The organism is Lysinibacillus sp. GbtcB16 (genome assembly GCF_019091145.1).
Classification (GTDB): Bacteria; Bacillota; Bacilli; order Bacillales_A; family Planococcaceae; genus Lysinibacillus; species Lysinibacillus fusiformis.
The window spans coordinates 731,975-757,838 of record NZ_JAGXJV010000001.1 but is presented as its reverse complement, the minus strand read 5'-3'; the positions used below and the strand labels follow the sequence as shown (position 1 = coordinate 757,838).

23 protein-coding genes and 1 pseudogene are annotated in these 25,864 nt (G+C 34.9%); 6 read left to right on the top strand and 18 right to left on the bottom strand.

The window, feature by feature from the left end; all coding sequences use genetic code 11:
* Nucleotides 1–5 precede the first annotated feature (5 nt).
* Nucleotides 6–932 (top strand): TIGR03943 family putative permease subunit, encoded by a 927-nt coding sequence (locus tag KVT27_RS03695; RefSeq protein ID WP_036147605.1) that lies wholly within the window; start codon nt 6–8, stop codon nt 930–932.
* 52 nt (nt 933–984) lie between these two features.
* On the opposite strand, the gene KVT27_RS03690 is transcribed toward KVT27_RS03695, so the two are convergent.
* The 11 genes from KVT27_RS03690 to KVT27_RS03640 all read right to left on the bottom strand — a co-directional run bounded on the left by KVT27_RS03690 (nt 985) and on the right by KVT27_RS03640 (nt 12,854).
* A complete protein-coding gene (locus KVT27_RS03690) occupies nt 985–2,253 on the bottom strand; it encodes an NtaA/DmoA family FMN-dependent monooxygenase (protein WP_036147783.1) in 1,269 nt (422 codons plus the stop codon).
* A 313-nt stretch (nt 2,254–2,566) separates the two neighbouring features.
* The gene (locus KVT27_RS03685; RefSeq protein ID WP_217580728.1) at nt 2,567–3,697 is read right to left on the bottom strand and encodes a CamS family sex pheromone protein; all 1,131 of its coding nucleotides are present in this window, start codon (nt 3,695–3,697) and stop codon (nt 2,567–2,569) included.
* Nucleotides 3,698–3,949: 252 nt separating this feature from the next.
* Complete coding sequence (locus KVT27_RS03680) at nt 3,950–4,345, bottom strand: VOC family protein (RefSeq protein WP_217580726.1); 396 nt, start codon at nt 4,343–4,345, stop codon at nt 3,950–3,952.
* A gap of 144 nt (nt 4,346–4,489) precedes the next feature.
* A complete protein-coding gene (locus tag KVT27_RS03675) occupies nt 4,490–5,404 on the bottom strand; it encodes a D-alanyl-D-alanine carboxypeptidase family protein (RefSeq protein WP_036124437.1) in 915 nt (304 codons plus the stop codon).
* A 90-nt stretch (nt 5,405–5,494) separates the two neighbouring features.
* Nucleotides 5,495–6,589 carry a sensor histidine kinase gene (locus KVT27_RS03670; RefSeq protein WP_208706147.1) on the bottom strand — a complete coding sequence of 365 codons (1,095 nt, stop codon included), beginning with the start codon at nt 6,587–6,589 and terminating at the stop codon, nt 5,495–5,497.
* 22 nt (nt 6,590–6,611) lie between these two features.
* Entirely contained in the window at nt 6,612–7,304 is a 693-nt protein-coding gene (gene vanR / locus KVT27_RS03665; RefSeq protein ID WP_036147781.1) for a VanR-ABDEGLN family response regulator transcription factor, read from the bottom strand.
* A 193-nt stretch (nt 7,305–7,497) separates the two neighbouring features.
* The gene (locus KVT27_RS03660; protein ID WP_036124433.1) at nt 7,498–8,079 is read right to left on the bottom strand and encodes a pyridoxamine 5'-phosphate oxidase family protein; all 582 of its coding nucleotides are present in this window, start codon (nt 8,077–8,079) and stop codon (nt 7,498–7,500) included.
* Between the two features lie 130 nt (nt 8,080–8,209).
* Nucleotides 8,210–8,983 (bottom strand): DUF817 domain-containing protein, encoded by a 774-nt coding sequence (locus KVT27_RS03655; protein ID WP_217580722.1) that lies wholly within the window; start codon nt 8,981–8,983, stop codon nt 8,210–8,212.
* A 240-nt stretch (nt 8,984–9,223) separates the two neighbouring features.
* Nucleotides 9,224–10,651 (bottom strand): amino acid permease, encoded by a 1,428-nt coding sequence (locus tag KVT27_RS03650; protein WP_036124430.1) that lies wholly within the window; start codon nt 10,649–10,651, stop codon nt 9,224–9,226.
* 278 nt (nt 10,652–10,929) lie between these two features.
* On the bottom strand, nt 10,930–11,835 hold the full coding sequence (gene rocF / locus KVT27_RS03645) for an arginase (protein ID WP_036124429.1): 906 nt from the start codon (nt 11,833–11,835) through the stop codon (nt 10,930–10,932).
* 428 nt (nt 11,836–12,263) lie between these two features.
* The gene (locus KVT27_RS03640) at nt 12,264–12,854 is read right to left on the bottom strand and encodes a TetR/AcrR family transcriptional regulator (protein ID WP_036124427.1); all 591 of its coding nucleotides are present in this window, start codon (nt 12,852–12,854) and stop codon (nt 12,264–12,266) included.
* Nucleotides 12,855–12,979: 125 nt separating this feature from the next.
* On the opposite strand from KVT27_RS03640, the gene KVT27_RS03635 reads away from it, so the two are divergent.
* Nucleotides 12,980–13,972 carry an NADPH:quinone oxidoreductase family protein gene (locus tag KVT27_RS03635; protein WP_036124426.1) on the top strand — a complete coding sequence of 331 codons (993 nt, stop codon included), beginning with the start codon at nt 12,980–12,982 and terminating at the stop codon, nt 13,970–13,972.
* A gap of 281 nt (nt 13,973–14,253) precedes the next feature.
* Entirely contained in the window at nt 14,254–15,381 is a 1,128-nt protein-coding gene (locus KVT27_RS03630) for an acyltransferase (protein ID WP_036124423.1), read from the top strand.
* Nucleotides 15,382–15,468: 87 nt separating this feature from the next.
* On the opposite strand, the gene KVT27_RS03625 is transcribed toward KVT27_RS03630, so the two are convergent.
* Nucleotides 15,469–17,946, bottom strand: a complete 2,478-nt coding sequence (locus KVT27_RS03625) for an S-layer homology domain-containing protein (RefSeq protein WP_036147597.1) — start codon at nt 17,944–17,946, stop codon at nt 15,469–15,471.
* Nucleotides 17,947–18,698: 752 nt separating this feature from the next.
* Here KVT27_RS03625 and KVT27_RS03620 point away from each other — a divergent pair.
* The 3 genes and pseudogenes from KVT27_RS03620 to KVT27_RS03610 form a co-directional block, all read left to right on the top strand.
* Nucleotides 18,699–18,958: pseudogene (locus KVT27_RS03620) on the top strand (helix-turn-helix transcriptional regulator); the annotation flags it as partial.
* Nucleotides 18,959–19,349: 391 nt separating this feature from the next.
* Nucleotides 19,350–19,865 (top strand): YwhD family protein, encoded by a 516-nt coding sequence (locus tag KVT27_RS03615; RefSeq protein WP_036147596.1) that lies wholly within the window; start codon nt 19,350–19,352, stop codon nt 19,863–19,865.
* On the top strand, nt 19,865–20,101 hold the full coding sequence (locus KVT27_RS03610) for a ferredoxin family protein (protein ID WP_036124417.1): 237 nt from the start codon (nt 19,865–19,867) through the stop codon (nt 20,099–20,101). The genes KVT27_RS03615 and KVT27_RS03610 overlap by 1 nt, the downstream gene beginning before the upstream one ends.
* Nucleotides 20,102–20,261: 160 nt before the next feature.
* Here KVT27_RS03610 and KVT27_RS03605 read toward each other — a convergent pair whose 3' ends face one another.
* The 6 genes from KVT27_RS03605 to KVT27_RS03580 all read right to left on the bottom strand — a co-directional run bounded on the left by KVT27_RS03605 (nt 20,262) and on the right by KVT27_RS03580 (nt 25,780).
* Nucleotides 20,262–21,428: a glycoside hydrolase family 5 protein gene (locus tag KVT27_RS03605; protein WP_225316266.1), complete on the bottom strand. Its 1,167-nt coding sequence runs from the start codon at nt 21,426–21,428 to the stop codon at nt 20,262–20,264.
* A gap of 276 nt (nt 21,429–21,704) precedes the next feature.
* The gene (gene dut / locus KVT27_RS03600; protein ID WP_036147595.1) at nt 21,705–22,142 is read right to left on the bottom strand and encodes a dUTP diphosphatase; all 438 of its coding nucleotides are present in this window, start codon (nt 22,140–22,142) and stop codon (nt 21,705–21,707) included.
* A gap of 11 nt (nt 22,143–22,153) precedes the next feature.
* A complete protein-coding gene (gene nrdF / locus KVT27_RS03595; RefSeq protein ID WP_025114203.1) occupies nt 22,154–23,122 on the bottom strand; it encodes a class 1b ribonucleoside-diphosphate reductase subunit beta in 969 nt (322 codons plus the stop codon).
* Nucleotides 23,110–25,203 carry a class 1b ribonucleoside-diphosphate reductase subunit alpha gene (gene nrdE / locus KVT27_RS03590; protein WP_036124399.1) on the bottom strand — a complete coding sequence of 698 codons (2,094 nt, stop codon included), beginning with the start codon at nt 25,201–25,203 and terminating at the stop codon, nt 23,110–23,112. Before nrdE ends, nrdF begins: the two co-directional genes overlap by 13 nt.
* Nucleotides 25,200–25,559, bottom strand: coding sequence for a class Ib ribonucleoside-diphosphate reductase assembly flavoprotein NrdI (gene nrdI, locus KVT27_RS03585; protein ID WP_036124398.1), 360 nt, complete (start codon nt 25,557–25,559; stop codon nt 25,200–25,202). The genes nrdE and nrdI overlap by 4 nt, the downstream gene beginning before the upstream one ends.
* Nucleotides 25,556–25,780, bottom strand: a complete 225-nt coding sequence (locus KVT27_RS03580; protein WP_031417836.1) for a glutaredoxin family protein — start codon at nt 25,778–25,780, stop codon at nt 25,556–25,558. The genes nrdI and KVT27_RS03580 overlap by 4 nt, the downstream gene beginning before the upstream one ends.
* Nucleotides 25,781–25,864: the final 84 nt, after the last annotated feature.

Sequence of the window (25,864 nt, the reverse complement as noted above, 5' to 3'; positions counted from 1 at the left end):
AAACTATGAAATTTCACGTGCAACAAGCACTAAGAGCCCTAATGCTCCTCGCTTTCTCGGCTATGATAGCCAATCTGCATTGGACCGGAGAACTAACAAAATTCATCAACCCTAAATATGAAGGCCTTAGTCAAACAGCTGCCGCTTTATTTTTTATACTTTTTCTTGTGCAATTAACAACAGTTATATCTTTCTCAAAGACTTCCCAGCCATGTCATCCAATCGGACAAGCTTGCTGCTCTCATCACGACCATGTTCACGCTCCTTCTACACGAAAAAAATGGCTAGCCTACCTTATTATCATAACCCCCATCATGACGGGCTTCTTCGTGCCAGCAAAAATTTTGGATGCTGCCATCGCTGATAAAAAGGGTGGTGCTTTTATAATCACTCAGCAAAATCAATCATCTAAAATAGAGGATTACCTGACTTCAAATGAAATGATCGATGAAAATATTTACGATGAGCATGATGCTGACCCCCGACTTCTGGAGGAAAAACAGGAGATGACGAAAAAACAATATGAACAATTAAAGCAACGGCTCTCACAACAGCCTATGCTGAAAATGACCGATGAGGACTATACCATTTACTATGAAGAAATCAATCAAAATTTGTCTAATTATGTAGGGAAGAAAATTCAAATAAAGGGCTTTGTTTTAAAAGAGGAAAGCTTTACAGAGCAGCAACTAGTTATTTCAAGATTTCTTATTACCCATTGTGTCGCTGATGCAAGTATCGTAGGCTTTCTAACAGAATTTCCTGAGGCACCTACGCTCACAGAAGATACATGGCTTGAAGTAGTCGGTACCATTGGTCAAACAACATATGAGGGGGCAAGCTTACCTGTCATCCATATTGATAATTGGGTAACAATTGAACAACCCGAATCACCCTATCTTTATCCTATTAATGTTCGGATGAGCTTCTAGCAAAAAAGGGCAAAACTATTTGTTTGCCCTTTTTCGTTTATTTATTAGATAATTACACGTTTAAGCCTAAATGGGAACTTAATGTACTACCTTCATATTCAGCTCGGAATAACCCATGCTCTATTAACAGAGGGATAACATCGCTAAAGAATAAATCCAAAGATTTCGCAGGACCACCTGGAACAGCAATAAAGCCATCCAATGCCCCCTCTTCATAAAAAGTAACAATTTGATCGACAATATGCTGTGGTGTGCCGATTGCTACAAGATGTGCTGAACCAATTACTTCTGGACGAGCAAGCAGTACTTCAACAGATGGTTCATTTTCCATGATGTAACGACGAACAAGATCAGCATGTGTTCGACTGCGTACTTTTTGATTCTCGTGTGGTAACATATCCACTGTTACAGGATCATGTAGTGCCATATGTCGAACATTCAAACCAATGACTGACTCTAAAGCATCGTAACGACGCTCCAGGGTTAAATGTGCGTGTGCATGATGGTACATGTCTAATGCTTCTTCATATGTATCTCCAATAAAGAAATAGAGTCCTGGTAATAAGCGTATATCATCTGCTGTACGTCCCACGTTAACAGCTCGTTTCCGTAAATCATTGCGCATCTCAATACCAACCTCCATAGCTGGTGTCGCCGCAAAAATGGCATTGGATACGGTTGCTGCAAATTGTCGCCCCACGTCTGATGCTCCTGCTTGAAATAATGGAATTTCTCCTGCCGGATGCATCGGTATATTTAACGGCCCCTTTATATGGAAAAACTCTCCCTCATGATTGATTGGCTTCATAAGTTCTTTTATTTTCTCTATATTGCCATCTGTTTCTAACATTTCATAAGGATTACTATGCCATAGCTGCTTCACAACCTTAGTACATTCAGCCGCTTTTGCATAACGCTCCTCTGAGGAAGGCATAGGCTCGTTACTAAAATTATAGGCACCATCAATGGAGGTCACGATATTCCATCCTACACGTCCCCCACTAATCCAATTCAAGGATTGTAATTGTCGGGCAATCAAATAGGGTGGTATAAAAGAGGTAGAAATGGTCGTTACTAAACCTATTTGCTTCGTTTCTCTTGCCACTGCAGTCAATAAAAAGCTAGGGTCTAACCCAACTGTACCTTTAGTTTTAGCCATTAATTCTGGATGAGCCATTAAATAATCTGCTTTAAATAAAAAATCTAATTTAGCCGCCTCAGCACGCTTCGCGAATGCAATATGCTCATCCATCAACACATCTTTCTCACCATGTTTGTTTTGCACAGCTAGATGCATACCAATAATGAGATGTCTTTTCATGAATACTCCACTCCTTTTAAATGAAAATGATTATCATTTTCATCATACTCATTCATGTATAAGATTGCAATGCCATTTGCCATAAAAAAGAGGTGCCTCAGTTGAATGGGCACCTAGACGTTATTATTTAAAACACTTACTATAAAGGAAAATATAGCTATTATCATAATAAAAGATATCACCAGAGGCAAAAAGTTTGACCTCTTTATTAACAGCTAGCCTATGGGTCATAAGCTTTTATAATGTGGATAGTTCCCCTAATTTCAATTAATTCAAATACTAGTTATAACTAAACATTTACGATGTCGAGAAGCTAAATAGGCTTTGCAAAAATTTGTTTTTCAATAGGGTCCCAAATGACAATTCCTACATCTTGTTGCTGATCAATGATCCGAACTGTAATGGGAATATAATCGATTAATATCCTATTTAAATTGGTACTTATGAGCTGTAATAGACCAATCAGCTCTGGTTCATTTATAAGTGGAGCATTTACCTCTATTTGAATATCTGTTAATTTGCCTTCTTCATATCGTAGCTTGCCAAATATTTTTAGGTTTACATGTTTAAATCCTTCCTGAATGTCCTCTTTAAAAAGCAATAATTTAGTATACATATTTTGATCTAAACTATATAACGCTTCCGAGGGAAATATATAAAATTTCTTATCTATTTCAGCCCATTTTGTAATGCTAGCTTCCCCCTGAGGGATAAACGTTTCTGCTAAAAATACCCCTGGAATAATATCATTTATATTCGATTCTTGAAATAACGTAAGGGTAATAGGAACATTCGGTATTTTTACATTTCCCCTAATATCTTTAATTATCTTTTCAGCTACTTTTTTCCCAAAGTTTTTGACATCATCGACATCATCATCGTTTTGGTCTACTTTCACTTGCCCAGTGTAAATTAAACCATCACCATCAGTTACTCGTATGTCATAATATTCATTTAACGATATTGCAATTGACATGCCTTCCATTTTACTAGTTTCTTTATTAATAAAATTTTGTTCCAATACATGGGAAAGGATTAAGGGATACCTTTTTTCATCCTCTAAAACATTATCGGTTTTATGTTCGATTGCAGGGTTTAAACCTACATCATCATTTGTTTTTCTACTTAGCCATTGACTAATTGTTTCATCACTTACATATTGACCTTCCTGCAAATAAAACTTATCAGTTGGAAATTGATGGATGGATAATTCCATTAAACCTCTTTCTATTTCATTCATATTTAATGCATTATTCATATTCTTGATTATGGAGCCTCTAGCAATATTGAATTTAGTAGAAGGTTGAATTTCATAAGTTTCCTTTTTTTGAATAGACGATATATACTTTTTCTCATTGTTCGTGCTCCCCTCCATCTCACTATTACAAGCACTTAAAAGTAATAGGGGCGCCACCAAAAATAACATTCGTTGTCTTCTTTTCATCACGATTACTCCTCGATCATTATGGTACATTTTAAATACCTTTATTTACCATAACAAATTTACCGAAATAATACATCATTAACTTGAAAATTTCACCATTTTTGCCCCTTTTGTTCATGCGATGTCGCCCATCAAAAAAAGACCTATGTTCATAAAAGAACATAAGTCTTACTAGTTTGGTTGGGTTGCCTCAGAGATTCAATTAGCTTTAATGCACTCTTCCCTATTTACATAGCTAAGGCTACATCATTCTTACTTTGCATTTTTATCTGGCTGATGAATACCAAATACATTGCCTTCCGTATCCATATAGTATCCTTGCCATGCCATACCTGGTAATGCATACTTTGGCATAGCTATTTGGCCACCGTTTTCTAGAATTTTGGCTTCCGTTATATCATAACTTTCTACGCCCATCGTACAAGCAAATCCATTCATAGCTTGGTTAGGCTCTGGAGGAGGACCTTGACGTTGCATTAAAGCGCCATCAATGCCATGCTCATCCTCAACACCTGTTACTGCTCCAAAATACGGCATTCCTGCGTAGTCACTCCAATCTTGAAATGACCAACCAAATACGTTTCCATAGAAATTCTTTGCCCTCTCCATGTCACTTACATGAATTTCAAAATGAACCAATCTCCCCATTGTATCCTCCTTCGAAGCAAATATGTTTGAATACATTTACTATAAAGCATTTTTGATAAGATGAAAAATAAAATAATTATTAATTTTCTGTCAATTCAACATTACATGATTTCAGATGAATCTCTAAAGCTACATGAAACTAATTTATAATTGACTATACACGGAAAATGCATCTGTTATATTATATTGTTCTGTTCGAGAATTCCCTTCAGCCCCTACTGTTACTAAGATGTATTCTTGTCCATTTATTGTAGCTAAACTTGCTAAACATAAACCCGCATCATCCGTATAGCCTGTTTTCCCACCTAAAATTTCTCCACCTGGTAATGCTCTTGTTGTCATATTTTGAAACATTTTATTTGTAAAGGTTATTCCCTCTGGATGACGATTTGTAGGTTTGATAGAATATCTTTCCGCTGTATACACTTGACGAAATTCATCATTTGTTAATGCATATTGCAAAAGTAAAGACATATCTTTGACAGTCGTATAATGCTCTGTATGATGCAATCCAGTAGTATTCATAAAATGAGTATTTTTCATGCCTAACTGTTGGGCCTTTTCATTCATTAGATTTACAAATTTTCTTTCCGAACCAGCAATATATTCAGCTAAACCGATGGAAGCCTCGGCGCCTGATGGCAGCATAGAACCATATAATAAATCCTCTAGCGTAAGCTTTTCATTTGGAAGAAAGCCAGCAAGTGATGCGTTCGCTTCGTATAAATGATTAAATATATTATTTCCTAAAACAATTTCTTCCTGTAAATTAGGAATCTGCTCGATAGCCACTAAAACCGTCATCATTTTTGTTAATGATGCAGGGTAAATAACTTCCTCGCTATTTTTATCTATCAGAACTTTATTATCATCTAAATTCACTAGAATAGCATTCGAGCTATATAAATTAACATTCATCATATCGCCACTCTTTGTTGGCGTGTCAAACGATTGCGTGTTGACTTGTAAGGATACAGGCGTTTCTTTAGCCCATATAAAATAAACAAACAACATGACGAAAATGAATAGTATAGTAAAAATACCTTTTCTCTTAAACATATAAAAACAACTCCTTCTCATTATGTCTTAATTCAAACATAAAAAGAGGAGCTTTATTTTAATTAACTATTAGTGAATTCTTAAGGTTTCTTAAGAATTACCCGGAATCCTGACAGTAAAGATCGTTTTTTCATTACTAGAAGTAGCTGTAATTGTTCCGCCATGGGCTTGTACAATTTCATTTGAAATAGCTAAACCTAGTCCCGCACCACCAGTTTGTGTGGATCTTGAATTATCTAAACGATAGAACTTTTCAAATATCATCTTTAGTTTTTCAGGAGGGATCGTCTTTCCTGTATTTGAAAACGAAATACATGTTTCATTATTTTCTTTTTTAGCACTAATTTCAATTGTACTATTAGGATCACTATAGGCCATTGCATTTTTTAAAATATTATTAAATACTCTTGCTAATTTATTTCCATCTGCATAAATAGTAATATCTCCATCGATATGGACGATTGCCTTTTGACCTCTAGGTGTTAACAATGGGTAAAATTCATCGGCGACTTGCATCAACATATAGTTTAGAGGAATTGAATCTTTCTCTAAAATAATGGATTGTAAATTAAATCGAGTAATTTCAAAAAACTCATTGATTAAGTGCTCAAGCCTATAAGATTTTTCTAGCGTAATTGTTACATATTTTTCTTTTTGCTCCACAGGCATGTCCTTAGCCTCGTCTAAAAGGCTTAAGTAGCCAATAATCGAAGTCAAAGGGGTTTTAATATCATGTGCCAAATAAACAACAAGGTCATTCTTCCGTTGCTCTGCTTCTTGCGCATCTCTTGCCCGTTTTTCTAATTTATTTTTTACATCATTTAATTTTTTCTCCAAAAAATCTAGCTCAGGAGGTAGGTGGATTTCCTGTTCTGACTCGTCAGAAAGCATGGAGATACTTGAACTAATTTGATGAAAATAACGAGTGAAACGAGATAAGGCCATATAAAAAATAACTAGCAGTAATAAAATGAATCCTATCGTTAGCAAAAGGGGTTTATTTTGTTGGAATAATACAAAATAAGCTTGTCGGGCTGCATAATAATCTAATTGTAAAACATTTTCACAAAAAGACATAAAAGCATTGGCGAAAGGCTTTTGCAAAACACCATCGATGAGGGCAAAGTTGATAATCAAACCGAATATAATGGCCACAGCAAGAATAAAAATAATTTGTAAAATCATTTTCCTCTTCAGTCTTCCAAACTCATTTTTCAATTGTATACCCCACTCCCCAAACCGTTTTAATAAATTTGGGATTCTCTACAGAATCATTCATTTTCTCGCGCAAATGCCGAATATGAACCATAACTGTATTATTGCTATTGAAATATTTTTCTCCCCATATTTCCTGAAACAACTCTTCTGAGCTAATAACCTTTCCTCTATTCGAACATAAATACCATAATATGGAAAATTCTGTAGGTGTAAGGGATAATTGTCTTTCATTTAACAAGACTTGTCTCGTATTTTTGTTCATCATTAAACCTGCAAAATCAATCATATTTTCATGTGGCTTCGAGCTTTGGTTGTATAACGTAAATCTTCGTAACTGTGCCTTAACGCGAGCGACCAACTCTAACGGTCGAAAAGGCTTTGTAATATAATCATCTGCTCCTAAAGAAAATCCATTTATTTTATCAATTTCCTCTTCCTTAGCCGTCAGCATAATGACAGGGAAATTATAGGTTTCACGTATTTTTTGTAAAATGGTAAAGCCATCAATATGTGGCATCATAATATCTAAAATAGCTAAATCTAAACCTTCACGCTCAATACAAGCCAATGCTTCCTGAGCTGTATAATATTTAAATACATGATAATTTTCATTTTTTAAATAAAGCTCTATTAAATCTGCAATTTCTTTTTCATCGTCAACTACTAAAATGTTCAAACAAATTGTTCCTCCTTCTATCCTCGAATTTTCCACGTTTTTTCACACGCATTATAGCACTTCCTTATTGCTATATCTATAAATAAGAATAGTTTATTTTCGAAACCAACTAAAAAAAGATTCGGAAATAACATATTTCCAAATCTTTTTTATAACGACATCCATTCTATAAAGCTAATTGTTTTACAGCGCCTTAATTTTAAGAATGGATGGCAGTAGGAGAAGATTTTTGGGACATATCTTGTTTTACTATTCTCCCTGGATAAAATTGCATTTGTTCATTTAATTTATTTTCTTTTGCTGTTATCGTAATAGGTTTCATTCTCAAGACAAGTGTTTTACTCCCTAAAGAAGATTGATACTTTTCGATATGTGTTTTCGATAATCGAGTATGGTAATAGCTCGGTACATATTTATCCAGCATTGCCTGCATGGCAGCAGTTGCTTCATTTAAATCTATTACTATTTCCACTTGACCATTCGCAACCACACTCATATATGCTGTATCCGTTTCAGCAGGAATGGGGTCTACCATTGTTCCAAACGTTTCGCATACTGTAATACATGCATGTGGATTGGTCTCAATAATATTTATTTTTCTTCCCTCATTCGCTCCATGAAAATAAAAATATCCATCTTTAAAGACATAATTAAATGGAATAACATATGGCATATGTTCATCCACTAACCCAAGAAAAGCAGTTTGTGCGTCCTCTAAAAATTGTTTTATTTGGTTGTCATCTGTACATGCTCTTAGATGCATTCGAATGTCCGTTTTCATTTTTTAGCCCCCTATTTCTCTTCTACAGAGGAGTCTACAGCAGGAAGGACGCCTACAAAAGGGACAGTTTGATGAAAACCGGTGGGTACAACTTCAAACTATTTAATATAAAGAGTTTCTAATTCCTCATTCACTCACCCGAATCTCGATAAAATAACTTTAGCTGAGCCACAATCATAATGCTAATAACGACAAGTAAAAACCAAGAACTGATTTTCCCAAAATGAACAATCGTCCAGGCTACTTCTTGATTAGGGTAGGACCATGCACCAAAAAATGTAGCAATATTTTCCGCAATCCAAATGAAAAACCCAATTAAAAAGAATGATACGACAATCGGCATTTGATAGATGTTATTGCGTACGGTAAATTTGACAACTGTACGGTAAAACACAATGAAAAGTAACACCATTAACAGCCATCTTAAATCGTAAATAAAATGGTGTGTGAAAAAATTCAAGTAAATCATGGCACCTAGTGGAATAGCTATATAACTCTTTGGCCAATTGACAATCTTTAAATCAAACCTGCGCCACGCCTGACAAATATAGCTGGCTACACTTGCATACATAAAGCCACTATATAATGGTACACCTCCAATTTTTGACCAAGCCTCTTCTGGATAAGACCAAGAATTAACATTCACTTTATATAGTTCAAGAACAAGCCCAATAATATGAAATAGACAGATCACTTTTATTTCATCTTTCGTTTCTAGACCAAATTTATACATCAAGTATTGTGTCACAAGACAGATTATTAAAATGAAATCGTATCTTGCAAAGCCTGGTATATGAATTACTTTTGAGAGCGCGAGAGTAATAAATATTACGACAGGAAAAATACAAGATAATGATTGATGGTACGTAAAGTAACCTAAGTCTTTCAAAAAATTCTTCATCATACATTCACCTCAGTAATGATACAGAGTATGAGGAACTTAGTGTGCAAATCTAAATTCTTCTTGTATGAAGAATATACGATACATTATCTAATTTCAATATTTTTTTATCGAAAAACGATAAATATTTTCTCTTTTTATTGGAACAATTTTTTATGAAATACGTCCTTCATTTTTCTAAATTTGTGGGATTGAGGAGAAAAAATAGAAAAGAGTAGCCGTCTTAGCAGCTACTCCCCATACTTAAAGATACATTTTTTGATCTAATTTTAACTGTACTTCTTGTTGACTTATTTTTATTGCCTTAGTCTTCTTCACTTTTAAGTAATAAACGACGTAACAGCCGATAAAGAATGCTCCACCACAATAAAGTGCCAATCGTTGCGATGGATCAAATGCCAAGCTCGCCATAACAATACAGTTTGCGACTAAACCGATAATTGGAATGATTGGATAAAGTGGAGCTTTGAATTTTAAATCCTCCACTTTTCCCCCTTGTCTGACATAAGATCGTCTAAAGGCGATTTGTGATGCTGTAATTGCAATCCAGCCTATTTGAGCGCCTAAACCAGCTAGCGATAAAAGCCAAACAAAAACTGTTTTTGCAGCGAATACACTAGACAGAAGTGATAATCCGGCTACAGCAAGTGTTATTAATAATGCGTTCATAGGAATCCCTCTCTTATTAACCTTCCCTAAAACTGGGCTAGCCATTTTTTCAACGGAAAGAGAGAATAACATACGCGTTGCTGCATATAGACCCGAGTTAGCAACCGATAATAACGCTGTTAAAATAACGAAGTTCATGATGTCAGCCGCATAAGGTATACCTATACTATCCAATACAACTACAAATGGGCTTTCAACAACTCCCGCTTTATCCATAGGAATCATCCCTGCAAGCACAACCACGGATAGAACAAAGAAGAAAAGCGTACGCCATACGGTTTGTTTAATAGATTTAGGAATCGTTTTTTCCGGATTTTCACTTTCCCCTGCAGCAATACCAATTAACTCTGTTCCTTGGAATGAAAAATTCACAGTGATCATCGTTATAAGCAATGCTGTTACACCATTTGGAAATAGTCCCCCCTCATAAAAATGAGTAAGGAATGGGGCCTCCGTTCCATCCTTCATATCGATCAAGCCAAACATAGCTGCTCCCCCAACTCCTAGGAACATAATGATGGCCAAAATTTTAATGCTAGAAAAGACAAACTCCGCTTCACCAAATGCCTTTGCTGATAAACCATTTAACAAAAAGAGCAGGGCCCCGAATATTAAACACCACATCCATACTGGTGATTCTGGAAACCATCTTTGCATAAGTTGTCCAGCGCCTAAAAATTCAAGGGCAACCGTTACTGCCCAGCCTAGCCAATACAGCCAGCCAACAGCAAAGCCAGTAGCAGGACCTATAAATTTCGTCGTGTATGTTTGAAATGAACCAGATACTGGCATAGCCACTGATAATTCACCTAAACAAAGCATCGTTAGATACATCACTAATCCGCCTACTAAATAAGAAAGAATGGCCCCAGTTGGTCCGGCTTGATTAATGGTAAAGCCTGATCCAAGGAAAAACCCCGTTCCTATACAACCCCCAAGTGAGATCATAAACAAGTGTCTAGCTTTCATACTTCTTTTTAATTCATATTGTTCTGATGCCATAAAAAAACCCCTTATGCTATTACCTTGTAAGCACTTACTTTTGTAAGTACAAAAAGATAATTAGTAGAAATATCAATAGATTTGATTTATAAAATTTAATCTATTTTGTGAACAGTCAATTTTCTGACAAATAAAAGTTCCCGTTTAGTCTAGAGCATTAATTCGTTCTATTGTAAACTATAATGAGGGAGAGCAATTTTCTAATATTCGGTTGTGGCGACCTAATTTTATTAAAAAAGTTCTTCCTTATAGGCTCATTCATCTTCCCAATCGTTTGCTTAAAGTAATGTATCACCAAAGAGTGAGCTGATTAAAGCTACGGCAGCGATAGCTGTTTTATTATATTGATCTAAAACTGGGTTTGTCTCTACAAACTCTGCAGAAGTAATAATATTTGCTTCTGATAGCATTTCCATAGCAAGGTGACTTTCTCGGTAGCTAATACCACCTGCCACTGGAGTTCCTACACCAGGAGCATCATTAGGATCAAGGCCATCTAAATCTAAAGATAAATGGACACCGTCAGTGCGTTCCTTTAAATATTCAATCGTTTCGGACATTACTGTCGTCATGCCTAAACGATCGATTTCATGCATCGTATACACCTTAATGCCAATTTCCTTAATTAGTTGTTTCTCACCTGGATCTAAATCACGTGCCCCAATAATAACAACATTTTCAGGCTTCACTTTTGGCGCATAGCCACCAATATTCGTAAGTAACGGATGACCAAGTCCTAAGCTTACTGCCAAAGACATTCCATGAATATTACCTGAAGGTGATGTTTCACCTGTATTTAAATCACCATGGGCATCATACCAAATAACGCCTAGATTCTCATAATGTTTGGAAACACCTGCTAATGTACCAATGGCAATACTATGATCTCCACCTAAAACTAAAGGAAAGCGTTTTGAGGAAATAACATGATCTACTTTTTGACCAAGTTTGTCATTAGCATCAGCTACAGTTTTTAAATTTTTTAAGTTAGTTGTTGCCTCTATTTCTACATCTTTATGAACGAGTTCGATAGTCAGATCCCCTTCGTCCTGAATGGAATATCCAAGACCCTCAAGTCGATCTGTTAGACCAGCATATCGAATTGCACTCGGTCCCATGTCAACTCCTCTTCTCGTTTGACCCAAATCCATTGGCACCCCAATAATTGTCACTTCTTTGCGCATAATAATTTTCTCCTCTCCAATAATTACTTTCACAGTATAAAGAAAATGAAAAATTGACTCAACTCGACATTATTTTTAATTTTTATACAGTTTGGATTATTAAAAACATAGATTTCATCATGCATAAATGAATGCATAAACAGCAAAGTAATGAATACACAAACAATATTTTACAATTTTACATCATTTATTGTCAGAAATTTCAAAAACAGAACAGTAAAACTATTCTTTTTTTATAGTTTTTTTTGAAAATTTTTAAGGTAATTTAAGGTTTAAACACTATTTATTGCAATAATATTGAAAATAGATACTATTTTGTTTAATATTGGCATTCCTTTTTTCTACTAAAAATTTTATTTAAAATAGCTTTAGGCAATTATTTGGACATAAAAAAGCCCTACGACGTAGCTAGTAGGGCTTTAAAACTTCTAAGTTTTTAATAATTTTAAAATACTATTCAAACACGTTTCTTTATAATATTGATGTTGTTCTTCTAAATCATTAGTTAACCATTGTATCAAAGAACCATCAATCATCGCCCTCACCATTTTTGCACTTTCTAAGGAATCCATTTCTTCACAAAACACACCTTCATGCTGTCCTAACTTAATAATTTCTTGTCCAATCCCCCAGCAATTCTCATAAAATTTTAAGTTTATTTTTTTATACGCTTCATTTCCATTCGCTTGGGCTAAAAAATCTAAATACACTCTGTAAAATTTTTTATTGTCCTGAGGGGATACAAAAACAGCATTTATATAGGCATGAAGTTTTTCTATTGCCTTCTCGTATTTGGCAATTTCTTTTATTTCAAAACTATAGATTTTGTTTGTTGTGGATTCCAGTAATTCTAATAAGATGTTTTGCTTGCTCGTAAAGTAATAGTGAACGACACCTTTCGAAACATCTGCATGATCGGCAATATCTTGTAATGTAACATTATCATAGCCTAAATTTGAAACAGCATCAAAGGCTGCTTTCATAATTTGTTTCTTTCGTTCTTCCTCTTTCTTTTTCATAGAAGCCTCCAATGACTTGATACAAGTCATTATACATGAACAGTGTGCCATGTCCAATTTTATATTGACCGGTCAGAATAATTTTGATACTGTTTAATGGAATTATATTGAGGAGGATGTTTACGATGACATTAGAAAACTTTAAAGCGTTGGTAGTCAATCAAGATGAGGATTTTACAGTGAAAGTTAATGATCTTACTTTAAATGATCTACCAAATGGTGAGGTATTAATTAAAGTAAGCTACTCTGGCATTAATTATAAAGACAGTTTGGCAGCTATACCGGATGGTAAAATCGTTACTTCCTATCCTTTCGTACCCGGTATTGATTTAGCTGGGATTGTTGTATCCTCTGAAGATCCCCGTTTCCATGAAGGTGACGAGGTAATTGCAACAAGCTATGAAATTGGCGTAGCCCACTTTGGAGGATTTAGCGAGTACGCTCGAATTCCTTCTAAATGGATTGTTCCACTTCCAAGCGGTCTATCTCTCAAAGAGGCAATGATTATAGGAACAGCCGGATTTACAGCTGCTTTGTCTATTCAAAGACTCGAAGAAAATGGCATTAATCCTGAGAAAGGGAAAGTCCTTGTTACGGGTGCAACTGGGGGTGTAGGCAGTTTTGCTGTCTCGATTCTTTCAACACTAGGTTATCAAGTAGAAGCAAGTACAGGAAAAGATTCAGAACATGAATACTTGAATAACCTTGGAGCCAGTTCAATTGTAGATCGTGGAGAGGTATTTGATGGGAAAATTAGAGCGTTAGGCAAACAAAAATGGGCTGCAGCTGTCGATTCTGTTGGAGGAGAGCCACTTGCCTCTTTATTAAGCCAAATTCAGTATGGAGGTGCAGTTGCTAGCAGTGGGTTAACAGCAGGAACAAACCTTCCTACAAGTGTCTTCCCCTTCATTTTAAGAGGCGTGAATTTACTTGGAATTGATTCTGTTTATTGTCCAATGGATGTACGATTGAAAATATGGAATCGCTTAGCAACAGATTTTAAACCAGCAAACCTTGAACGCTTCATACATCAAGAGGTAACATTGCAGCAACTTCCAGATGTTTTACCTATGTTACTGAAAGGTCAAGCAAGAGGTAGATTCCTTGTGAAATTATAAATAAATTAAACGAAAGCCTTCTTACAAATGAATGTAGGAAGGCTTTTATCATACGACTTTTATTCCTACAAGCTACTATGCCTCAGCATGGTAGCTTTTTTTGTTTGACATCTGCCGGACATAAAAGCTCTTTATAGTAGGCCATGAACATATCACTAGTTGCTTCTAGTCAAGCGTCATAAAAAATTGTCTAAATTCGTGTTCTCAAACATACCATTAATGTATATGAGCATTAAACTTAGGGAAATCAAAAACTATCAACTATTTTTGGAGATGATCATATGAAACGAGCACATATAGATGAATTAAATATTACTAGGGCATTAGCTATACTAGCTGTACTTCTTATCCATTCTACTAGTACACCTGTTACAGCTTTATCCAGCGAATCAAGACTCTACTCCATTTACGTATTTTTGAATATTTCCCCCAAATTCGCTGTTCCTGTTTTTATTTTTTTAAGTGGGTTTGTTTTATTTTACAACTATATACAAAAGGATTTCACAAAAACACTGATTGTTCGTTTTTATAAAAAAAGAGTTACCCAAATACTTATTCCCTATCTCTTTTTTTCCGTCTTTTATTATGCAGCCATGCAATTTTATGTGACGCACGATTTTTCATTAACATGGCACGCCCTTTTTAGTGTTGAATTTCTTGAGAAACTACTAATTGGAAAAGCATATACTCATTTATACTATATATTTATTATGGTGCAGTTCTATCTATTGTTCCCGTTATTCTTATATATTTTAAAGAAAAAACCCGCCCTATCCCCTCACCTAATATGGATAGGACTAGCTCTTCAATGGATTTTTATCCAATTAAATGCTGAGTTTTGGCAGTATCCATTCAGAGGGAGTATTTCATTCTCTTATATACTTTATTTCCTGGCTGGTGCATTTTTAGGAATTTATTTTGAAAAGTATAAACGATGGTTCCAGCTAACAAAAGAAAACTTCCCTGTTTCAATATATTTCATTTGGGCTATTTGGTTATTTTCTACTATTTATAATATTTATCTATATTATTATGTTTTCTCATCCCAAACCTATTTAGCCAACAGTATCGTATTTGAACTAGTTTTTCAGCTACAATCTTTATCGGCCTGTATGGTAGTGTTACAGCTTTCTTTCTGGATTTATGATAGTGGGAATAAAGCCTTTGTAAATGCCCTTATTAACCTTGGGACACTATCATTTGGCATTTATTTATTACATCCTTTTTTCCTCTTCCTATATCGTCAAATACCTGTAAGTGGCAATAGTCTCTTATTTCATATTTGGAGTGTGGGAGGCTTTATTGTTGCTCTATTTGTTACGTGGATGGTTGTATTTCTGGTGGGAAAATATAGTAAATATCATTGGATTGCATTCGGACCGATTCCGAAAGAGTTTCCTTATAAATAATGTTGCCTATTATAATAGTAGAAACTATGTGGACTAACAAAAAAGCCCTGTGGAAATCCACAGGGCTTTCTTACATAATCAGCTTAATTATTTTGAAACTGAACCGTCTTTTACTTTGTTGTTATTTGCATCAACAAGGTTTGTAGCTTTAAATTCAACTACAATGCTATCAGTTAAAGCGTAGTCAGCTTTAGTTGTTACAGTTAATTTACCATTAGCTACAGCAGCTGAAGCAATTTCCACAGTCGAGCCAGCAATTTTCACTGTTAAACCTGTTGGCGTAGCTTGATCAGCAATGCTTTCAGTGAAGTCAACTGTAAATGTTTTGCTATCTACAACTGTTACTTTAGAAGCTACAGGCACAATATTTTCTTTAAGAGCAACTAGAGTTGTCGCTTTGCCATTTTTAAGAGTGTTACCTTTAGTATCTACTACATTTTTAGCTTCAAGTACATAATTACCATTTGCAGTGATAGAACCCTCTGGTAAAGTGAAGCGTACTTTTTTAGTACCATCAACAAATTGAAGTTGAGTGCCAGCAGGTAGCTCTTTTCCTCCAAGTGTGTAGTTAGAAGCATTTGTTGCTGTTGCAGTCACATCAGCAGCATATTCAACAGTGAATACATTGTTATCTGTTACTACAACTGGTGTAGCTCCAAATACTAATGAATCTGTAGTAGTTTCAGGTGTAGCTTCATACGTGCCAGTTGTCACATTGAATGTGATTGTATCTGCTGTTACGTTGCCAGCTAAATCAGCAACTGCTTTAGCAGATAATTCAAATGTATATGTTGAATTGCTATCTAAATCAATGTCCACCTTCACAGTGTTTTTCTCTGCACCCTCAATTTTACCGTTACCATCTACATCGTAACCAGCATCTGCTTTTACAGCTGTTTCTTTTCCAGTAGTGTAAGCAATACCATTTTGAGTTTTAACTGTTAATTTACCATCTACTTTTACTGGCTCGCTAAAAGTAAGGTATAGAGCATCTACATCAGTAGTAGCATTCACATCATCAGCTACTAACATTTTAGTAGAAGTAGTTACAAGTGAAGCAGGCGTTAAATCTTTAGATAAAATAGCCTTGAACTCAAATGCATCTCCAGCATTACCAGCTAAATCTTTTTGTCCTTCTACTTTCACGTCCGCATTAATGAATGTAGCTGTCCCTAATGCAGCTTTTGCATCAATAGTAAATACAGTTTTATCCTCTGTATCTTTCATATCAGCATCTTTTAAGTAGTAAACAGTAGAACCAACTGTTACTTTTGCATATTCTGCAGCAGTAGCACCAGCATCTGCATCAAGATTTTGTTTCATTAATTCTTCTGAGAAATCAAACGTGATTTCTGTTCCATTCACTGCAGTAGAAACAGTTGGTTTAGAATTATCAACGTCTGCTTTTAGAACCGTGAAGTTCACTGCAATTGGATTTGCGATATTATTAGCGAAGTCAGTTGCCCCTACGATGTCTACTTTATAAGTTTGATCAGCAGTTAAACCTTTGATTGTTAATGTTTTTCCAGATAAAGTATAACGATCTTTAGCAAGTTCAGTACCGTTTAAGCTTACTGTTCCTTCGTTTTGTACAAGCTCATCGAAAGTGATTACCGCTGTTGTGCCTTTAGCTTCAACAGAATTTACGCTAACAGGAGTTGTATCAGCAAATGTGATTAATTTATTAAATTCTTCAGTTAGAATTTTTGCATCTGCTTTTGTTTTGATTGGGTTTACAGTCACTTTACCATTTGTTAACTTAATTTCTTTATCAGTTGTTAAAGTAACAGTCATTCCATCTTCAGATACTTTAGCGTTCGTAATCGTTACACCGTCAATCGCATATTTCGCTGTTACAGCAGCATCTTTTGCATCAACAGCTGTGTTGAACTTCACTTCAAATTCTTTTGCATTAAGTCCTTTTACAGATTCTACTGCTGGTGTTACTTCTTTAACTGCATCAATTGTACGTTTAACCATAGTAGCGAATTCTTCGCGGCTAATTTTATCTTGTGGCGCTAATAATGATCCTTTACCATTGATTACACCATTTTCAACAGCTGTTTCTAAGTAAGATACAGCCCATTTAGAAGCTTTAGAAGCATCTGAGAATTGGCTAAGGTCTGCTTTACCAGTTAATTCATAACCTTGAACGATAACTTTAGCAGCTTGTTCTCTTGTTAATTGTGCTTTCGGTTCAAATTTACCATTACCCATACCGTCAAATAATTCTGGTGAAGTAGCAAGCACTGCATTATAGAACCAGTCATTTTCATTTACATCTGTAAAGTCTTCTGTCCCAGTAGCTTTTAAGTCTAATGCTTTTGATAAAATTTCAGCAGCTTCAGCGCGTGTAAGTGTACCAGTTGGGTTGAAGTTTCCTTTTTCATCACCTTGGATGAAACCTTTGTCAGTTAAAAACTGCACCGCTTCTTTTGCCCAAGATGAAATGCTATCTGCATCATTAAATTCAGCAGCTGATGCTACCGGTACGATTGCTGATGCTACAAGTGCTGCTGTAGCAGTAGTTACGAAAAATTTACGACCTTTGTTATGTTTCGTCATTTTATATTCCTCCAGAATTCAAATAAAATTATATTATTCTGTGAGAACAATATTACCGCTCTATTAACTTGTAAAGATATGTATAATACGTTCTCTCAAATAATAATTACTAATAGTTATGGATAAAGCAACCTTCAAAATTTTTCATGATGAAATATACCAATCAATCTTAAATTTGCTTTACAAGACAATAATATAACTACATTACCAATAAATAAATGCTAAAAATAAGGTAATTTTAATATTCAATTGGTTACATAGGTAATTATTACATAAATAATTCCCAATAATTAGAGAACCGAAGACAAAATGCACATAAAAATATTTATTTATAGCCGGAAACTTAAAATTCCATTTTTCAGATCCCATTTATTTTCTTGGTATAATAGTATGTTGAATGAATTATAGAACGGTATAAATGTAAAGCATTAACAGGTTAAATTCTATGCTAATAAAATATAAATTGTTAAAATTAGCTATAATCATTGTTTCGCCTATCATTACTATATCGTTTTTAGAAGGAGTGATTGAAAATAGATATTAGAAAGATGCGCTATTTCTAATATAAAAAATATATAAAACTAAAGAAAAAAATAACCTCCTACTATCCTTAGATGTAGAAGGTTTTTCCTAAATTATTAGTTTAAAGGTATAGTAGAAATGGAACTATCAAATTGAAAATAAAGACTAAAGGAATGGTATGATTTTTTTAAAAAAGGACCTATAGTTTAATGGTTATCAGGTTGCTATTAATGAAATTAGAACGATTACTATCTATTATCTTCAATCCTCTCAATCAAGAAATAGTGTCAGCTTCTAGCTTAGCAAATGAATTTCAAGTATCATGCAGGACAATTTATAGAAACATTGAAGCAATATACCAGTCGTTTCTTTCCAAGAGACAAACGGCGGTTTCGGGATTATAGCAGGATACAAATTCGATAAAAGCTTAATGGACCCTATTCATTTCCTCTCATTATTAATTAGAATTTTAAAACTTATCCAATCTTTTTAGTACCCATTCTACTCTTTCTGTATCACTCAGTAAAATTTATTTATCGAAATAGACATAGTCAACTTTCTTATTTATATAAAGTTCCATAAAAATGTAAGCGAACATTAATAGCTGTATATAGTTAAGTTACCATATCATAACAATTCAGACGTAAGTCCGAAGACAACAAAGGATAATAAGTTGTATATTTCAATTATACTTTTGAATTAAAAAAGTATGAGGAGAAATCCTTGGCAACCATTACGTATAGTATAAAAATTACTACTAAAACGTTCAATTAGATTAATTTATAAAAGCTATACGTAATGAATTTGCTATTTTAATACTATAAATTGTTTCTATTTGCGACACCTGTAAATGTTGTAAAAAGAGTGTGGGGGTGTTTTCTATGAAAGAAAAGATACATTTTACCATCTTAAGTAATGATTCGACAGATGGAGATGGAGGGTACGGAGTAGGTACCCTTGATTTAAATAATGTAACGCCTATTATTATAGATGGTGAAAAAGAACACGTATTTATAGACTTAGAAGCCTTACATGGGCGAAGTATTATTGAAAAAAAAGTGCGTTTTTCACCAGATTTAGCTCATGCTAGTGACGATTATAATCGGTATTGGATCGTTTGGGTAGCTCTTCAGGTAGGGGAAAATGGACCTTATTATGCGGGATGTACCGCAAGTGAAGTACGGGTATCAAAAGAAGAGCGCCGCATTAAACTTGGCTATAAATCGTTGCCAGAGCAAGTAAATTATTTAGATAAAGCACTTAAAGGGAAATTTCTCCTAAATCATGTCGATACAAAATCAAAAAAACTACTTTCCCAATTTTTATCTGAATTTAATCAACAGTATTGGACACACTCACCTGAAGAATTAAAACAGCAATTATGGGGGGATTTTTAATGGCTTTTGTAATTACAGAATTATGTAGGGATGAAAAAGCAGCCATTTGTTTAGATGTCTGTCCCGTAAATTGCATTGTGAATACGGATACCCAATATGTCATTAACCCTGATATTTGTATTGATTGTGGCGCTTGTGAATTAGTTTGCCCCGTAGAGGCTATTTTCTTTGAGGATGAATTGCCTGCTGAATATAATTCTGCGACTCTACTAGCACGTAACTATTTTCGAAACTAAATGATATACAATGACTATCCTTTATTAACTGCAACAGCAAGTTAATTGATTTAAAGAAGTATTGATTTAAAGCGCTGAGTGTCAGGCAAAAAAGTAGTACAAACGATGGTTTGTACTACTACATATAATTACTATTTGATCTTAGCAGCAAACAAACATGTTACTTGTTCAGATCTTTTTTCAGGACATCCCAAATAGAATTATCTACTTCTATTGCTTTTCTATCAGGTAGTTCTCCATTAGCCTGCGCATCCCAATATGCTTCTTTGACAGGTTTATTACCTAATTCAAAATCCATTCCATCCCATGTATCTTCACGAAATGCATAAAATGCCCAGTGCCAGCCATAATCATTAAAAATGTCAATTAAATCCCTCATATATTGATCCGCTCCATCAACCATTCGGTTAATGCCAAATTCTTCTACAATAATTCGGTTGTTTGATATATTGTGCTTTTCTGCCCATTTAGCAACGGGTGCTAAAAAATCTTTTAATGAAGTTTTATCAAACATTTTTTCATTCTGATCATCCCCGACTTTGACCTTACCAGGATAAGTGTATGTGAATCCTTTTTTTCGATTTTGACTTGTCATTTCATACGGTTCATACATATGGAAAGCATACAGCACATTTTTGTCTTCTATTGGTTTTAAATAGTTTATTGCCCAAGGTGTAGCAAATAAACCCGAATCTAAAATAATGGGTGTATGCGTATCTACAGATCGTATAGAATCTACAATTGTTCCATAAAGTCTATTTAAATCTGCTGGCGTGTTTTCTATCTTGTTGTACCATTTGTCATAGTCTTCTGTCCAAAAATCATTAAAACCAGTGGCTGTTTCAGGATGAGGTTCATTAATTACGTTATATCCTACCACTGCGGGGTGATCTTTTAAGCGCACGGCAAGATCTTTCCAGAAAAGCGCTGCTTGCTCATGATAGTTAAAGTCTTGCCAAATTCGGTCATCATTTTCATAGTTATTAAACTGTCTCCAACGGTTTCCCGGAAGACTAAGGACAGTCAGTACAACTTTTGATCCTCTTGCATATGCTGCATCTAAATCTTCTTTTAACATCTTAAAATCATTTTCAACAATTCCCTCATACTGATCTGCATTGCCGATTAAAAAATCTTTATTCGGCGTAGCATCAGGTTTATCATCAAATAAGAAATCTCTTTCCTTTGCCCATTTATCAGGCGCTAAACGGATAAATTCAATGTTGAATTCATTAGCCTCTTCATAATTTTCTGGCAGAGAAGTGGAATTCATAAAATTTGTACCTTTTCTTTGCTCATCCCAAAAACCATTTTGCATCTGTGGCATTGCCTGTTTCTCTTGTTTCTCTTGTTTCTTTTGTTTTTCTTCTTGCTCCACAGAACTACAGCCAGTAGCAAAGACGACTATTAAAGCACACCAAAGGGAAACTATCATGTTGAACTTATTTTTCATTCTTTTCCTATGATTTATTTCTCTCATATTATCACCTCATGTAAATCGTACTGAACCTACGTTACACGAATGTGACAATTTTAAAAAAATAAAAAGGATTGAGTTCAGTATTAAACTCAATCCTAATATACGGCTATTTAAAACTTACTCTTATTTTGTACCACTCGCTCCAAATCCAGAAGTTCCACGAACCGTTTGAGATAATTCATTGACTTCCAGTAGTTGAATAGTAGGGACAAATTGAATCACCATTTGGGCAATTCGCATAGATTTTTCTACTAAGAACGTATCCTGACCATGATTAATTAAAATAACACCGATTTCCCCTCTATACCCTTCATCGATTGTTCCTGGGCTATTGAGTACTGTAATACTATGTTTTAAGGCTAGTCCACTTCTTGGTCGAATTTGTGCTTCCGTTCCTTTAGGTAATTCAATTTGAATGCCTGTTTTAATTAATTTAGTCCCTCCAGCGGGTATCTCTACAGTTTCAATGGAATAGAGATCCATCCCAGCATCACCGGGATTAGCTTGCATTGGTAGCATTGCATCTACATGCATTCTTTTAATTTTTACTTCTACGTTCATTGTTCTTCATCCTAACGATTAAAATTAAATGTGTCATCTGTAATTGGCGCTACTTTTGCTTTGGCATAGGTAGCCCCCTTTTGTGAAAAGAAATCATATGTGGAGCCCTCATTACGAATTCCATTCATGACGATCGGATTCACTTCTTCTTCTGGGAACATGGCTTCAAAGCCAACATTCATTAAGGCCTTATTAGCATTATAACGCACATAGGCTTTTACCTCAGGCGATAATCCTGTCTCCGCATAAATATCCTCGGTATATTTCATTTCATTTTGATATAAATCCAGCAATAATTCATAACCCCATAATTGTAAGGCTTCTTGTTTTTCTTTAGAGAATTGCTTATATAGATTTTGAGCAAAAAACCCTACCGCTACGCCATGAATGGATTCGTCGCGCAAAATGAGAGAAATAATTTCAGCACTGTTTCTTAAAAAACCTTGTCCACCTAAGTATAATGGGTAGAAAAATCCAGAATAGAAAAGGAAAGATTCAAGCATAACGGATGAAAACATCGCTTTCCATAAGCTCTCAGAGTCCCCTTCTTCTATACTATTATAAATATCCGCAATTTTATTTGCCTTATATTGTAAATATTCATTTTTCTTTACCCATTCAAAGAGCTCGTCTATCTCCTCGTTTGTACAAAGCGTTGTAAATATATAAGAATATGATTTAGCATGTATTGCCTCAAATGCATCAAAAACGGTTAATACCGCCTTTTCCTGTAAATCATCTGTATAAGCAGCAACACGATTCATTCCTATATTCGTCTGAACGGTATCAAGCAAAGTTAGTCCTGCAAACACCTTTTTATATGTGTCCTGATGCTCAAAACTTTTCCACTGCTTAATATCTTTACTCACTGCAATTTCTTCTGGAAACCAAATTTGCTTCCATTGCTGGTCCCAGAAAATTTGAGCAAGTTCACTAGTTGCCTTATTCCAGTTGACTGCCTCATACACTATATTTGACATGCTACACACTCCTCTAAGCTTTGTAATCGTTGACGAACATAGTAAACGGACTTGATCCCTTTAACCCATGCATAAATGTATACTTTAGCTAGTTGTTCTGTTGTCCAATTGTCAGTGACATAAAGAGTCATTGAAATACCTTGGTCAACGTGTTTTTGAGAAGCTGCATATAAATCAATTAAATCATAAGGATCAACATCATAGGCCTCTACATATAAATGACTGTTTTCGTTTGTTAAATGTGGCATTGGATAAATCGTGCGACTATCTGCATAATCACGAACCTCTACACGCTCTGTACAAGGAGAAATGGATGCCGTACAGCTACGAATATACGAAATACTGCCTGTTGGTGCTATCGCTAAACGATATGAATGAAATAGACCATATTCCATAACATCTTCCTTTAATAATTCCCACATTTTATTAGTGATAATTGGAATGTTGCCAAGTGCTTTTAACACAGCGGGTGATAGCTCTTCTTCATTCTTATTTACATATTGATCAAAATAGCTACCTGAAGCATAATCGCTATCTTCAAATCGGTAGAACGTTTCTGCTTTTTCTTTAGCCATTTCCATCGATGATTTAAGCGAATAATAGTTCATTGCTTCCATAAAGCGGTCCATGAAATCAATAGAATCTTTCGAGCCATACATGATGCCCTCCGTAACAAGATGTCCATGGAGATTCATACAACCTAGCCCTACTGAGTGCATTAATCGATTCGCTTTTGCCACTGATGGGACATTTTTGATGTATGTCATTTGTGACACATTTGTTAATAAGTGCATAGCTGTATCGATTAATGTTTCAAAATCATTTACTTTACTCGCTGCATGAATATCAATTGACCCTAAATTACACGACACATCTAACCCATATTCGTTAGGCTGATCTTGATCTGTAATGACACTAGTTTCTTGAACTTGTAAGATTTCAGTACATAGGTTTGACATTTTTACACGACCGATATTTTTTAGTGGATGTACTTCATTGACATTATCATCAAAAATTTCAAAAGGATAACCTGATTCAAATTGAGCTTTTTTCACCTCAGTATAGAGTCTACGCGCATTCAAACGTTTAATTTTACGGATTTTAGGATTATCAAGTAGTTCATAGTACATTTCTGAAATTGAAATTTCCGACATTCGTTTACCATATACTTTAAAAATATCATATGGACTAAATAACACTATATCTTTATCACGTTTCATCAGATCGAAGAAAATACTTGGAATAATAATTCCTGTTGATAGTGTTGCGAGGCGAATTTTATCATCAGCATTTGGTTTTTTTGATGAAATGAAATTCTCTATATCTGCATGGAAAATATTTAGATAGACAACTCCTGAGCCATTTCGTTGACCGAGCTGATTAGAATAACTAAATGAGTTTTCTAATAATTTTGCAACTGGGATAACACCACTTGCACGATTTAGTATTTCTTTAATTGGATCACCTAAAGGACGTAAATCCGTTAAGTTGACCCCGACCCCTCCGCCTAGGCGTGAAAGCTCTAAACAATAGCCAATATTTTCAGCAATACTATTCATAGAGTCATCCATTGATAATTTAAAGCAGCTTACTAATTCACCACGGGCTTTTTTCCCACTATTTAATGCAGTAGGTGTTGCAGGCTGATAGGCTTCCATCATTGCTTCAACAGAACGTTTTGCTAGCACTGTGTTCCCTTGTGCTAAGTACAAAGCAATAATGACAATACGGTCCTCATATTTTTCTAAGATTTCTTCACCATCACGACTTTTCATAGCATAGCTGTCATAAAATTTGCTTGCACTCATAAATGACGGGAAGCGGAAATTATAATCATATGCTTTTTTGTACAGCTTCTTTATAAAATCCATCTCGTACATGTCTATAAAATCTTTTTCGTAGTATCCCTCATCCACTAAATAGCGGATTTTTTCCTCTATATCTATAAAATAACGTAAACGTACGTTGACATATTCTAAAAAGTAGCGGCGAGTAGCCTCACGGTCCTTTTCTAACTCTAGTAGCCCCGTTGTACTATAACGATTCAGTACGTCATTATTAAGCTTTAAATAAGTTTTCATCCCATTACCCTCGTTTCATAAAACGTTTGTATTGCTTCATAATCTGTTTGATTGCCACGCAAATCTAATTTCCTCACTAAGGGTACATGATAGGTAGTAGCAATTTTCTCCCCAGCACCACCAAATACATGATGTCCGAAGTTACTATTGCCACTAGCAACTACTCCTTTACAAAAATCTCTATTTTTTTCTAAAAAACGTTGGACTTTTGCTGGAATGTCACCTAATCCATCTGTATATGTAATTAAAAGATAAGGCTTATTCAAGCTTAATTCCTCAGAGAGTTCAATAGATTCTGCCCTTAATTTAGAAACTACATTACGGACATTTCCTGTACGACTAGCGTAAACGATCATAGTGTGATCATCTCAATACGAGAAACAATTTCCTGAACATCACCTATAAATGTTTCATCCACCTCTAAAACAGGCACACTTAAAAAACCTGCATCTATAATTGTTTGTTTCGCTTGTTCATCATGATCAATATTAACAATTTCTGCTTCAAGTCCTGCTCGTTGTAATTCGGATTTTACCCATAGACATTTTGGACAGATTGTTTTCGTATAAAGTTTCATAGTAATCCCTCTTTTCATAAAATAAAAAAGCTACCTCTTCTAGAGAGATAGCTTAAATGGAAACGTTAACATACTAAAAATACT